Source organism: Streptomyces parvus (genome assembly GCF_014648875.1).
Classification (GTDB): domain Bacteria; phylum Actinomycetota; class Actinomycetes; order Streptomycetales; family Streptomycetaceae; genus Streptomyces; species Streptomyces parvus.
The window spans coordinates 568775-581229 of sequence record NZ_BMRY01000002.1; the positions used below are offsets into that span (position 1 = coordinate 568775).

Sequence of the window (12455 nt, forward strand, 5' to 3'; positions counted from 1 at the left end):
CGACCGCGGGCGCGCTCACAGGCTCAGCTCCGGGTGCAGCCGGCTCAGGCTCCACACCTGCTTGCGGCGGGCGGTGAACGCGGTCAGGGCCAGCGCGCCGACCGTGAAGGCCGCCAGCACCGCGCAGCCCAGCCAGACCGGGGTGAGCGGGCCGCCCGTGATCAGCCTGCGCAGCCCCTCGACGACGTACGTCATGGGGAGGTACGGGTGGATCGCGCCGAAGAATCCGGGGCTCGTCTGGACGGGGTAGGTGCCCCCGGCCGAGGTCAGCTGGAGCATCAGCACGACCAGGACCAGGATCCGTCCGGCCGCCCCGAAGCAGGCGTTCAGCCACTGCACGATCGCGGCGAAGCAGCAGGTCACCAGGGCCAGGAAGCCGATCGTTCCGGCGGCGTGCGCCATCTGGAGGCCGAGGCCCCAGTGCAGGACGGCCATCAGGGCGCCGACCTGGGCCGTGCCGATGGCGGCGACCGGGAGCCAGCCGGCGAACGCGATCCGCCACGAGGAGGCCCCGGCGGCGAGCGCCCGCCGGTTCATCGGCTGGATCAGCATGTACGCCACCATCGCGCCGACCCACAGGGACAGCGGGATGAAGTACGGGGCGAAGCCGGTGCCGTAGTTGGGGGCCGCGTGCAGCGACTTGGAGGCCAGCTGTACGGGGTCGGCCATGACGTCGGTGCGTGCGTCGCGGTCCTTCTTGTCGTAGTCGGGGATCTTCTCCACACCGTCGTTGAGGCCCTGGGCCAGCTCGGCCGAGCCGTCGCCGAGCCGGAACAGCCCGCCGTCCAGGTTCTCCGCGCCGGTCTTCAGCTTGCCGACGCCGGTGTCCAGGTTGCTGGAGCCGGTCTGCGCGGTCCCGAGGCCGGTGTGCAGCGCCTGCGCCCCCTTGGCGACCCTCTTGGCCCCGGTGTTGAGCTCGTTGACCTTGGCCACGGCGGACGCCAGGTCGTCGTCCAGCGTCGGGGCGCGCTTGGCGAGCGCCTCGGCCTGCTTCTGGAAGGCGGTGAGCTGGGTGCTCAGCTTCTTCAGATCGCCGTTCTGGTTGGCGACCAGGATGTTCACATCGGCGGCGATCTTCGCCGCGTCCTCGGCCGTGACCTTGGCCCGCTCCAGTGGCGGGCAGGCCGTGGCGTCGGGCTCCTCGGCCTCCTCGCACTGGGTGCGGTGGATTTCGGCCAGCTCGTCGGCGGCCTTCCTGGCGCCGGACGCCGCGGTGGGCGCGGACTTCACCAGCACGTCGAGGTTGTGCCGTACGGCCCCCGAGGTGTCGGCGACCAGCCGGGCGGTGTCCTGGATGGACTTCCCGTTGTCCTTGAAGAACGGCCGTACGTCACCGGCGATCCCGTTGACCTTGTCGGCCAGGACCTGGGTGCCCCCGGCGACCTGCTGGGAGCCCGTCGCGAGGTCGCGGGAGCCCTGGTTCAGCTTCACGATCCCGTCGGAGAGCTTCTTGCTGCCCGCCTTGGAGTCCTTCAGGCCGTCCGCGAGGTCCTTGGAGCCCTGCTTCGCCTTCGAGATGCCGCCCTTGAGGTCGTCGGCGCCCTTGGCCGCCTCGGCGGTCTTGTCGTGCAGATCGGAGAAGTTGATGAAGATGCGGTCCAGGAAACCCCGGGAGGCGTTCGTGGAGGCGGCGTTGCGCACCTCGCCGAAGACCGTCTTGGAGATCTGCCCGACGATGTAGTTGTTGGCGTCGTTCGTCCGCACCTGGAGCGCGCCGGTCTCGGGGGAGTCCCCGCCGCTGGACGCGATCTTCCTGCTGAAGTCCGACGGCATCGTCAGCGAGAGGTAGTACGTGCCCTCCTCGACGCCCTTCTCGGCCTCGGCGGCGCTGACCTCGTGCCAGGCGAAGACCTTGGAGTCGAGCAGCTTCTCGCTGATCTCGTCACCGGCGGTGATCCGCTTGCCGTCGCTGGTGGCCCCCTTGTCGTCGTTGACCAGGGCGACGGGCAGCTTGTCGAGCTTTCCGTACGGGTCCCAGAACGAGCACAGGTACAGGGCGCCGTAGAGCAGCGGCAGGAGCAGCAGGGCGACGAGCGCGGCGGCGGGCAGCTTGCCCCGGCCGAACCGCTTCAGCTCAAGCGCGGCGAGCTTCGGCGAACGCATCGGCCGTCTCCTCCTCGGTGGTGGGTTCCTGGGTGGCGTCTTCGGCGGCGGGCTCTTCGGTGGCCGCTTCTTCGACGGCCGGTTCTTCGACGCCGGCTTCTCCGGCGGCCGGTGCGGTGCGCACGACCTGTGTGATCCCGGGAGCCTCGCTGCACACGGCGAGCACGGTCGTCCCGGCGTCGGCCACGGAGCGCAGCAGCGCCCAGGCCTGCTCGCGTTCGGCGTCCGAGAGCTTGAGGTCGGTGTCGTCGACGGCCAGCAGCCGCGGCTTGCCGATCAGCGCCAGCGCGACGGACAGCCGCAGCGCCTCCAGACGCTCCAGGTCGCGCACGGAGGTGCGCCCCGACTTCGGCAGGGTGGCGGGGTCGAGGCCCGCGGCCTCCAGCGCCTCGTCGACCCGGGCCTCGGCGGCGGCCCGGCGCTCGGCGCGCGGGCGCAGCAGGGCGCGCAGGGGCGATCCGTAACGGCCCTGGAGGAGGGCGCGTTCGCCCAGGTGCTCGGCGACGGTGAAGGCGGGGTCCAGCTCACTGACGCCCGGCACCGGGCCCAGGGCGGCGATCCTGCGGACGGCGGCGGCCTGCTTCGGCAGACGCAGCCCGCCGGTCTCCGCGTTGCCCTCGGTGGTGCGCATCCGGCCGGTGAGGGCGAGCAGCAGACAGGTGCGGCCCGACCCCGACGGGCCCTCGATGGCCACCAGTTCCCCCGGCTCGGCACTGAACGTCACGTTCCGGAAGACCCGGCCGCGCGGTCCTTCCAGTCCGAAGTCCTCGGCGCTGACAGCCGCGCCGTGCGGGCTCTCCACAGAGACCCTCCCCTATTTGAACTGACCAGTCAGTGCAAAAAGGTAGTCCGAACTCGCGCTCGAAGCAAAACAGCAGGTCAGGGTCGACTTCGGGTCGATTGTCAGTGGTGCCCGCCACCATGGACACAGACGGCCACGGAGCCGTCACACGACGACAGGAGGTTCGTCATGGCCAGCTCGTCCGCAGCCGCCGCCCCGCGGCGCCGCGCAGGCAGCCCTGCCCCCTCACTGACCGGTCCGGCCGCCGATGTCCACCCCGTCCTGCGCCGCGCCGCGGCGCCGCCCGCCGCCCTGGATCTGCTCGCCAAGGCCCGCTCCGGCCTCGACGAGGCCGCCGTGCTCCACGAGCCCAACGAGCGGTACGCCACCGCCCACCTCGCCGCCCTGCGCATCGCGGCGGCCGTGCTGGCCGCCCGCGGGCGCCCCGAGACGAACAAGCGCCGCCGCGACCGGATCCGCAGCGCCTGGGAAGTCCTCCCGGAGATAGCCCCGGAGCTGACCGAATGGAGCGCCCTCTTCGCCTCGGGCGCCGACCGGCGGGCCCGCGCGGAGGCCGGTATGCCGGGAGCCGCCAGCGGGCGTGACGCCGACGATCTGCTGCGCGACGCGGCCATGTTCCTGCGCCTGGTGGAACGGCTCCTGGTGCTCCAGCCGATCCTTCCGCAGCCCCGCCCGGAGCGCCCGGGCGGCGGGTGAGCTGTCCAGGGGCGCGAGGCAATAGGGTGGTGACCGCTCGCATCACCACCCGCACTGTTCACGCTCCGCCGTACCCGGCGGCACCGTGCTGAGGAGTCATCTGCCGTGTCGGACCAGCCGCGCCCCCGCGCCTCCCTCCGTACCGCCGTGGTCTGGGAGGTCCTCAAGGAAGCTCTGGACCGTCAGGTCAAGGCGACCGGCAGGGACGCCCTGGACGTCCTGGACACCGGCGGCGGCACCGGCAACTTCGCCGTGCCCGCGGCCAGGCTCGGCCACCGGGTCACCGTCGTCGACCCCAGCCCCAACGCGCTCTTCGCGCTGGAGCGCCGCGCCGCCGAGGCCGGGGTCGCCGACCGGGTCCGGGGCGTCCAGGGCGACATCCTCGGCCTGTTCGACGTCGTCGAGCGCCACGGCTTCGACGCGGTGCTCTGCCACGGCGTCCTGGAGTACGTCGACGAGCCCGCCGAGGGCGTACGCAACGCGGTCGAGGCGCTGCGCCCCTCCGGCGCGCTCAGCCTGCTCGCCGCCGGTCTCGGCGGAGCCGTTCTGGCCCGCGCCCTCGCCGGACACTTCACCGAGGCCCGGCAGGCGCTCACCGACCCGGCGGGCCGCTGGGGCGAGGGTGACCCGGTGCCCCGCAGGTTCACCGCCGACCAGCTCTCCGACCTGGTCTCCGACGCCGGGATGGAGATCGCCGCGGTGCACGGGGTCCGGGTCTTCGCCGACCTCGTGCCGGGCGTCCTGGTGGACACCGAACCCGGCGCCGTGGAGGCGCTCCTCAAGCTCGAAGCGGCCGCCGCCGAGCAGCCCGCGTTCCACTCGGTCGCCACCCAGCTGCACGTTCTGGGCGAGAAGCGCCGCTGATCAGCAACGAAGCTGCGGACGGAGTGGGACTCAGGACCCCCGTACGAGGCGTAAGCCCCGTATGATCGGGTGACACCATCCGGCATGGCGGATCGGTCGTCGGGGAATCTACGCCTCAACAGCCGAGCCGACATAGCGGTCCGGACTGGCTGAACGCTAGAGGGCGGGTTTCACGGGGGCGAATCCCTGCCTATCCTGGAAGGGCCGCATACCGGTCGCCCCCGCGGCCGACGACGAGGAGGATCCCGTGCCGCTCTCGGAGCACGAGCAGCGCATGCTCGAGCAGATGGAGCGAGCGCTGTACGCCGAAGATCCCAAGTTCGCGACAGCGCTCGAGGGAAGCGGGCTGCGTACGTACACCCGCAAAAGGGTCTACCAGGCGGTCGCAGGCTTCCTGGTGGGTATCGCGCTCCTCATGGCCGGAATGGTCGCCCAGCAGATCTGGATCAGCGTGGTGGGGTTCCTCGTCATGCTCGGCTGTGCCGTGCTCGCGGTCACCGGCTGGCGCAAAGCGCCCAAGCCCGGTGAGCAGCAGCCGGCCGCCGCAGGTGGCGGGGACAGCGGCGCACGCCGCCGACCGAGACAACGCCGGTCGATGATGAACCGCATCGAGCAGCGGTGGCAGCGCCGCCGCGACGAACAGGGCCAGTAAGCAGTAGGCGTCGCCCTGTTCTTCCCACAGAACCGGGCGACGGCACCACGCAGGACACCGATGGGTGAGGGGCGGCCGCATTTCCGCGGCCGCCCCTCAGCCGTTGCCGGACGGCTCCCTGGGCGGTAGAGCCCGCTGAGCCTCCGCGGCAGGGCCGACAGAGCCACCGGCAGAGTCGGCACGGCCTCCCGGCGGAGCCGCGAAAGCCTCCGGTCCGGACCCCGCCGCGGGGTCCGGACCGGAGGCTTTCCAGTGCGGGGCTTGACCCGCCTCAGCCGTGCTGGCGCGTGAGGCGGCGCAGCCGGGCCGTCCAGCGACCGGCCCCGGCGCGGCTCGACCACCGCTCCGCGAGCGCCGTCCGGCGGTCGGCGACGGCCCACACCACCCGGACGGACGAGCGGGGCAGAAGCGTTGCCCGCAGCCGGGTGCCCCGGCCCGCCGTGGCCCGCAGTCCCGCCCGCACCGCGGCCGCGTCCTCCGCGAGACCGTCCGCCGGTCGTGGCTCGGGGGCGTACAGCACCTGCTCCACCGAGCCCGCGATCCGGTGCACCGCCTCGGCCGCGGTGGAGTCGAGCCGGCCCAGCCGCACGATCCGGGCCGCCGCCTTGCGGGGCGTCAGCGAGTCGTCCGGTGCGATGCCGTGATCCCAGGCCGTGTCCGTGATCTCCCGCCAGGCGGCCAGCGTCCGCGCGGCGGCGTCGGCGGGCGTCCGGCCCCCGGAGCCCAGCCGGCGGTTCCGCGCCCGGGTCCGCCACAGCAGCGGCGACAACGGCAGCGCGAGCACCAGGACCGCCGCGAGGACCACCAGCAGCACCGTCCCGAGCGGGGTGCCCCGATCGGTCGGCGCCGCCGCCCCCGCCTCCTGCGACGGCCCGCACCCGCCTTCCTGGCGCAGCTGCGGCGGGCAGCTGTCGTCGGCGGAGGGGAGGGCGGACGGCGCGGTGGAGGTGTCGGCGGAGGGCTCGGCCGCGTCGCTCGGGGTGCCCGTGGGAACCTCGGGCCGGGTCCACGAGGGCGTGCTGCCCCGGCTCGGGGTGGGCTCGAACCGGGTCCAGCCGACACCCTCGAAATACAGCTCGGGCCAGGCGTGCGCGTCACGCAGCCCGACCGAGATCGCCCCGTTCGACTTCATGGTGCCCGGGGTGAAACCCACCGCGACCCGGGCCGGGATGCCCAGCGTCCGGGCCATCGCGGCCATCGAGAACGAGAAGTGGACGCAGAAGCCCTCCTTGTCACGGAGGAACCGGGCGATGGCGGACGACCCCGTGCCCGAGGTGACCGTCGTGTCGTAGGTGAAGCCGCCCTCGGAGGCGAACCAGTCCTGGAGCTTCACGGCCTGTTCGTAGGCGTTGGCCGAGCCCTCCGTGACCTGCGCCGCGGTCTCGGCGACCACCTCCGGCAGCGAGCCGGGGAGCTGGGTGTACTCACGGAACAGCTCCTCGGGCGGCGAACCCGCGGTCGCGAGCTGCTGTGCCGTGGGCTCGACGACCAGGCTGCCGACCTCGTACTGCGCGCCGCGCGTCGTCTGCCCGTCGTCGCCGACCAGGGTGCGGCCCTCGGGCTCGAACCTCCAGCGGCCGTCGACACGGACCTCGCTCGCCGGGTAGGGGAGCGGCAGATACGTCTGCTGGTAGGAGCGCGAGGCGGAGATGTTCGTCCGGACCTCCGTGACCGAGACGTCCCCGCCGAGCCCCGCGGGCCGGGGGAGCCGGTCGGGCACGTCCGTCAGCCGCCGGGTGGAGGAACGCCACTCGCTGCCGTTGAACTCGTCCAGGGCCAGGATCCGGAGATAGAGGTTCTGCGGGTTCTCGATGTTGCTGCGGTACGTCATCACCTCCCGGTTCTCCGGCTGGTTGAGGTTGTTCTGCAACGAGACCAGCGGATTCACCGCGGAGATCGTGCCGCCGCCGCTGCCCTTGCCGTTCCCCGGGCCGTTGCCGCCGAGCAGACCGCTGTCCAGCGCGGGCAGGGCGAGGGGCGCCACCAGGGCGATGCCGAGCGCCAGCACGCCGATCCGCCGCCCGGTCCGCACGGGGGAGGACCCGCCGCCCGTACCGGACAGCCCTTCGGCCAGACCGCCCCTGGTCCGCGAAGCCCCGCCGAAGACACGGCCCCACTGGGAGAGCCGGTCCCGGCCCTCCGCCAGCAGGAGCAGCAGATAGCCGGAGGCGGCCGGCAGGAACCACACCCAGCCCGCCCCGCCGTCGGAGAGACCGGCGGCCACCGAATACAGGGCGAGGAGCGGCAGCCCCGCCGGGGCCGCGCTGCGGAAGGTCACCGCCATGGCGTCCACCAGGAGGCCGATCAGGATCACCCCGCCGACCACCATCAGCTCGATGCCGTCGGTCAGCGGTGCGGGGGCGGAGAACGTACCGACGTCCTCGCCGCCCGCCACCAGCAGCTCGCCGAGACGCATCACGGCCTGCGGTCCCGGCAGTACCCCCAGCAGGGCGTGGTCCCGCGCGAACACCAGCGTCAGCAGCACCAGCGTGACCAGCGCCTGGGCGGCGACGGTCAGCGTCCGGGCCAGCGGGACCCGGCGCGCGAGGGCGCCCACTCCGCTCTGGACGCCGAGCAGCACCGCCGCCTGCACCAGCCAGCCGGCCCCCTCCACCAGCGGGATCAGCGCCCCCGCCGCCAGCAGTGTCGCCGCATAGGCGCTCAGCGCCAGCCTGGCCCGCCCGCTCATGACCATCCCCCCGCGAAACCGTTCGAGCCGCCGCTCGGGGCGGACGGCGTGTCCGTGCGCATCCCGCCGGCCAGCTGCCACAGCTCGGGCAGCTCGTCACCCGGCTCCACCGGCACCGCCGTCCAGCCGGACTCGCGCAGCCGTCGCAGCCGGTCCTCGGCCGCGCCCGCCGCGCTCTCGTCGCCGGCCCACGCGGCGCTGTCCAGGACGAACGCGACCCCGGCCCCGGCGCGCTGCCGCATCCGGGCCGCGACCGCGGTCTGCTCCTCGTCCAGATCGCCGAAGAAGGCGATGAGCAGCCCCTCGTTGCCGCCGCGCAGCACGTCGTGGGCGCGGCTGAGACCCCCGCCGTCCGAGTGGCCGACGACGGCGAGCGTGTCGAGCATCAGTCCCGCCGAGTCCGCGGACTCCTGGGTCGAACCCGCGTATCCGTCGGTCCCCTCGCCGGGCACCGCGTTCCCGTCGTCGGTGAGCAGCCGGACGGCGAAGCCGCGCTCCAGCATGTGCACCAGGGCGGAGGCCGCCCCCGAGACCGCCCATTCGAACGCCGAGTCGGGCCCGGCGCCCTGGTAGCCGATCTGCCGGGTGTCCAGCAGGACCGTGCATCTGGCCCGCTGCGGCTGTTCCTCACGGCGCACCATCAGCTCGCCGTGCCGCGCGGTGGAGCGCCAGTGGACCCGGCGCAGATCGTCGCCGTGCCGGTAGCCGCGCGGAATGATGTCGTCCTCACCGGCGAGCGCGAGCGATCGCTGCCGCCCGTCGCCGTACCCGGAGGCCTCGCCCGCCAGTCGCAGCGCGGGCAGCGGCACCGTACGCGGGATGACGACGAGGGTGTCGTACGCACTGAAGGAACGCGTCAGCTCGCACATGCCGAAGGGGTCGCTGAGCCGCAGCTGCAACGGGCCCAGCGGATAGCGGCCGCGCAGATCGGAGCGGACCCGGTAGGACACCTCGCGCCGGCCGCCCGCCTCCACCCGGTCCAGGACGAAGCGGGGCCGCGGGCCCAGCACGTACGGCACGCGGTCCTGGAGCATCAGCAGACCGGTGGGCAGCCGCGAGACGTTCTCCATCCGCAGGTGCACCCGGGCCTCCGCGCCCGCGGGGACCCGGGACGGCGAGAGCCGCCGGGTGCCCGTGACCCGGTAGCGGGTGCGGTAGAGCACGGTCACACAGACCAGGGGCAGCACGGCGAGCAGCAGCCCGACCCGCAGCAGGTCGCCCTGGCCCAGGACGTACGCGCAGACGGCGGCGGCGAGACCGGCGGCCAGGAACGAGCGCCCCCGGGTGGTCAGTCCGCCCAGGGCCGCCCGGAGGCCGCCCCTCCGCCCGCCGTCCTCCACGGCGCCGGGCTCGCCGGCCGCCATCACAGCCGCCGTGCCCCGGGCTGCTGCTGGTGGTACAGCGGGCGGCCCGGCTCCCGCGCGGGCGGCGCGGTGCCGCCGGCCGAGGTCGGTACGGGGGTGCGCTGGATGATCTCCCCGACCACCTGCTCCGCCGTGCGGCGGTTCAGCTGGGCCTGGGCGGTGGGCAGCAGCCGGTGCGCCAGCACCGGCGTGGCCAGCGCCTGGACGTCGTCCGGCAGGGCGTAGTCGCGCCCGCTGAGCGCGGCGGACGCCTTCGCGGCGCGCAGCAGATGCAGCGTCGCGCGCGGGGAGGCGCCGAGCCGGAGGTCGGGGTGGGTACGGGTGGCCGCGACCAGCTCCACGGCGTACCGCCGCACGGCGTCGGCGACATGGACCGTACGGACGGCGTCGATCAGCTTCACGATGTCGTGGGCGTGGGCCACCGGCTGGAGATCGTCCAGCGGGGAGAGGCCCCCGTGCACATCGAGCATCTGGAGCTCGGCCTCCGGGCTCGGGTAGCCGATGGAGACCCGGGCCATGAAGCGGTCGCGCTGGGCCTCGGGCAGCGGGTAGGTGCCCTCCATCTCGACCGGGTTCTGCGTGGCGACCACCATGAACGGGTCGGGCAGCTCGTAGGTGTGCCCGTCGATGGTGACCTGACGTTCCTCCATCGACTCCAGCAGCGCCGACTGCGTCTTCGGCGAGGCGCGGTTGATCTCGTCGCCGATCACGATCTGGGCGAAGATCGCGCCCGGCTTGAACTCGAAGTCCCGCCGTTGCTGGTCGAAGATCGACACGCCGGTGATGTCCGAGGGCAGCAGGTCCGGCGTGAACTGGATCCGTCGCACCGAACAGTCGATGGACCGCGCCAGCGCCTTGGCCAGCATGGTCTTGCCGACCCCGGGCACGTCCTCGATGAGGAGATGCCCCTCGGCGAGCAGCACGGTCAGCGATAGCCGTACGACCTCGGGCTTGCCCTCGATCACACCCTCCACCGACCTGCGCACCCGCTCTGCGGTGGTGGTCAGATCAGTGAGGCTCGCTCGATCGTCATAGGTCGTCACCCGGCCCTCCTCGGCCCTTTTGCGCAGGGGCCGTCGCGCGTACCCGCGCGGCCCACCCCGAAAAATCGGACACTCCTCCGGAGGACCCGGGGGATGTCACACCCGCATTCTTGTTGCCGTTACCGCTTCGTGTCACTCGCCTGTGGATAAGTGGGTGTGAAAAGGCAGTGTCTGTCATGATTCCGGTGCCGCAGGGCACGGCGATGCGTGTGTGAGGTGCAGCGGAGGGCCGGGAAGCGACGGGAGTCCGTTCAGGAAACGGAGTCGATCTCCCGCAGCAGACCGGTGGTCACGTCGAAGACGAACCCGCGCACATCGTCGGTGTGCAGCAGGAACGGCGAGGTCCGCACCCGCTGCATCGACTGGCGCACATCCTGGTCGGCGTCCGTGTAGGCCTCCACGGCCCAGGCCGGACGCTGGCCCACCTCGCGCTCCAGGTCCTGCCGGAAGTCCTCGGTGAGGGACTCCAGACCGCAGTTGGTGTGGTGGATGAGAACGATGCTGCGGGTGCCGAGCGCCCGCTGGCTGATGGTGAGCGAGCGGATCACGTCCTCGGTGACCACGCCGCCCGCGTTGCGGATGGTGTGGCAGTCGCCGAGCTCCAGGCCGAGCGCGGCGTGCAGGTCGAGACGGGCGTCCATGCAGGCGACCACGGCGACCTGGAGGACGGGGCGGGCGTCCATGCCCGGGTCGCGGAAGTCCTTCGCGTACTCGGAGTTCAGCGCGACGAGGCGGTCGGTGACCTGGCCCCCCTCGCGGACCGCCGCAGCGGTGGACGTGACGGACTCGGCGGGGGAGTGAGCAGAAGTCGACATGGCTACGACGTTAGCCTTCCCACCTGGCCCGGGAGGGCTGTGAGAGCGGACAAAGAACGTCAACACGGCTTGTTGTGAGCTAACCCACAGGCCCCTGTGGACGCACCCGTTCGGGTGAGTTCACCGCATCCGGTCGGGTGGCGCGACGCGCTGCGCGGTTCGTTGATCGCGAATCGATCGAATGGCAGGGTGGACTAAAGTAACGCGAAGTCAACACCCGAATTCCCGCCCCACTGCCCCATCGCACCTCCCCGCACCTCCTGCATATTCCGTATTTCCCCCGTGATGTGCGGCGTACGTGCGACCCGGCCCTCTCCCGCTCTCGGTCGGCCGACGCCCCTTCCCCGGCGCCGGCGGGCCTCCCCTTCAGAGCGGGCGGGGACCAGGACGTACGTGCCGGCCGCGCGGGACAGAGCCTGAGAGGGCGCATTGAGCCAGACCCGACACGTCCCGGTGATGCTCCAGAGGTGTCTGGACCTGCTGGCCCCGGCTCTCCAGGACCCGGCCCACCCGGAGCCCGTGGTCGTCGACTGCACCCTCGGCCTCGGCGGCCACAGCGAGGCCCTGCTCGCCGCCTTCCCCACCGCCCGGCTGATCGCCCTCGACCGCGACAAGGAAGCCCTCCGCCTCTCCGGCGAACGGCTCGCCCCCTACGGCGACCGGGCCACCCTCGTCCACGCGGTCTACGACGAGCTCCCCGACGTCCTCGCCCGGCTCGGGATCCCGAAGGTCCAGGGCGTCCTGTTCGACCTCGGCGTCTCCTCCATGCAGCTGGACGAGGCCGACCGCGGCTTCGCCTACGCCCAGGACGCCCCCCTCGACATGCGCATGGACCAGTCCACCGGGATGGGCGCCGCCGAGGTGCTCAACACCTACCCGCCCGGCGAGCTCGTGCGGATCCTGCGCGCGTACGGCGAGGAGAAGCAGGCCAAGCGGATCGTCTCCGCGATCGTGCGCGAGCGCGAGAAGGAGCCGTTCAGCAACAGCGCCCGGCTCGTCGAGCTGATCCGCGACGCGCTGCCCCAGGCCGCCAAGCGCACCGGCGGCAACCCCGCCAAGCGGACCTTCCAGGCCCTGCGCATCGAGGTCAACGGCGAGCTGAGTGTCCTGGAGAGGGCCATTCCGGCCGCCGTCGACAGCCTCGCCGTCGGCGGCCGGATCGCGGTGCTCTCGTACCACTCGCTGGAGGACCGGCTGGTCAAGCAGGTCTTCGCGGCCGGCGCCGCCAACACCGCGCCCCCCGGTCTGCCCGTCGTCCCCGAGCGCTACCAGCCCCGGCTGAAGCAGCTCACCCGGGGCGCCGAGCTGCCCACCGAGGAGGAGGTCGCCGAGAACCGGCGCGCCGCCCCCGCCCGGCTGCGCGGCGCCCAGCGCATCCGCGAGGAGGAGCGATGAGCACCCGGGCCGGACGCCGCAGCGGGGGAGTC

General features: G+C 72.8%; 10 protein-coding genes. 4 read left to right on the forward strand and 6 right to left on the reverse strand.

Translation table 11 applies throughout. From position 1 onward, the window contains the following. Nucleotides 1-15: 15 nt before the first annotated feature. Together IE140_RS08730 and IE140_RS08735 are read right to left on the reverse strand one after the other, a co-directional pair. Nucleotides 16-2103 carry a YhgE/Pip family protein gene (locus tag IE140_RS08730; RefSeq protein WP_150192944.1) on the reverse strand — a complete coding sequence of 696 codons (2088 nt, stop codon included), beginning with the start codon at nucleotides 2101-2103 and terminating at the stop codon, nucleotides 16-18. Continuing rightward, nucleotides 2075-2905, reverse strand: coding sequence for an ATP-binding cassette domain-containing protein (locus IE140_RS08735; RefSeq protein WP_150192943.1), 831 nt, complete (start codon nucleotides 2903-2905; stop codon nucleotides 2075-2077). The genes IE140_RS08730 and IE140_RS08735 overlap by 29 nt, the downstream gene beginning before the upstream one ends. A 168-nt stretch (nucleotides 2906-3073) precedes the next feature. On the opposite strand from IE140_RS08735, the gene IE140_RS08740 reads away from it, so the two are divergent. The 3 genes from IE140_RS08740 to IE140_RS08750 all read left to right on the forward strand — a co-directional run bounded on the left by IE140_RS08740 (nucleotide 3074) and on the right by IE140_RS08750 (nucleotide 5117). Further along, nucleotides 3074-3601 carry an SAV_6107 family HEPN domain-containing protein gene (locus tag IE140_RS08740; protein WP_032761626.1) on the forward strand — a complete coding sequence of 176 codons (528 nt, stop codon included), beginning with the start codon at nucleotides 3074-3076 and terminating at the stop codon, nucleotides 3599-3601. A 105-nt stretch (nucleotides 3602-3706) separates the two neighbouring features. Next, the gene (locus IE140_RS08745; protein ID WP_088574131.1) at nucleotides 3707-4465 is read left to right on the forward strand and encodes a methyltransferase; all 759 of its coding nucleotides are present in this window, start codon (nucleotides 3707-3709) and stop codon (nucleotides 4463-4465) included. 247 nt (nucleotides 4466-4712) lie between these two features. Beyond that, nucleotides 4713-5117 carry an SCO2097 family morphological protein gene (locus IE140_RS08750; protein ID WP_006123866.1) on the forward strand — a complete coding sequence of 135 codons (405 nt, stop codon included), beginning with the start codon at nucleotides 4713-4715 and terminating at the stop codon, nucleotides 5115-5117. Between the two features lie 271 nt (nucleotides 5118-5388). On the opposite strand, the gene IE140_RS08755 is transcribed toward IE140_RS08750, so the two are convergent. The 4 genes from IE140_RS08755 to IE140_RS08770 all read right to left on the reverse strand — a co-directional run bounded on the left by IE140_RS08755 (nucleotide 5389) and on the right by IE140_RS08770 (nucleotide 11028). Beyond that, on the reverse strand, nucleotides 5389-7806 hold the full coding sequence (locus IE140_RS08755; protein ID WP_150192942.1) for a transglutaminase TgpA family protein: 2418 nt from the start codon (nucleotides 7804-7806) through the stop codon (nucleotides 5389-5391). Then, nucleotides 7803-9170, reverse strand: a complete 1368-nt coding sequence (locus IE140_RS08760) for a DUF58 domain-containing protein (protein WP_093440794.1) — start codon at nucleotides 9168-9170, stop codon at nucleotides 7803-7805. The genes IE140_RS08755 and IE140_RS08760 overlap by 4 nt, the downstream gene beginning before the upstream one ends. Continuing rightward, nucleotides 9170-10213, reverse strand: a complete 1044-nt coding sequence (locus IE140_RS08765) for an AAA family ATPase (protein WP_032761623.1) — start codon at nucleotides 10211-10213, stop codon at nucleotides 9170-9172. Before IE140_RS08765 ends, IE140_RS08760 begins: the two co-directional genes overlap by 1 nt. 251 nt (nucleotides 10214-10464) lie before the next feature. Next, nucleotides 10465-11028, reverse strand: coding sequence for a beta-class carbonic anhydrase (locus IE140_RS08770; RefSeq protein WP_032761621.1), 564 nt, complete (start codon nucleotides 11026-11028; stop codon nucleotides 10465-10467). A 429-nt stretch (nucleotides 11029-11457) separates the two neighbouring features. Here IE140_RS08770 and rsmH point away from each other — a divergent pair, with 429 nt between their 5' ends. Beyond that, nucleotides 11458-12423, forward strand: coding sequence for a 16S rRNA (cytosine(1402)-N(4))-methyltransferase RsmH (gene rsmH, locus IE140_RS08775; protein WP_032761620.1), 966 nt, complete (start codon nucleotides 11458-11460; stop codon nucleotides 12421-12423). Nucleotides 12424-12455 lie beyond the last annotated feature (32 nt).

What these genes read in the sequence shown, in the direction of transcription:
- IE140_RS08730 (WP_150192944.1), bottom strand. Translation starts at nt 2,103, where the DNA reads ATGCGTTCGCCGAAGCTCGCCGCGCTTGAGCTGAAGCGGTTCGGCCGG.
- IE140_RS08740 (WP_032761626.1), top strand. Translation starts at nt 3,074, where the DNA reads ATGGCCAGCTCGTCCGCAGCCGCCGCCCCGCGGCGCCGCGCAGGCAGC.
- IE140_RS08755 (WP_150192942.1), bottom strand. Translation starts at nt 7,806, where the DNA reads ATGAGCGGGCGGGCCAGGCTGGCGCTGAGCGCCTATGCGGCGACACTG.
- IE140_RS08760 (WP_093440794.1), bottom strand. Translation starts at nt 9,170, where the DNA reads ATGGCGGCCGGCGAGCCCGGCGCCGTGGAGGACGGCGGGCGGAGGGGC.
- IE140_RS08770 (WP_032761621.1), bottom strand. Translation starts at nt 11,028, where the DNA reads ATGTCGACTTCTGCTCACTCCCCCGCCGAGTCCGTCACGTCCACCGCT.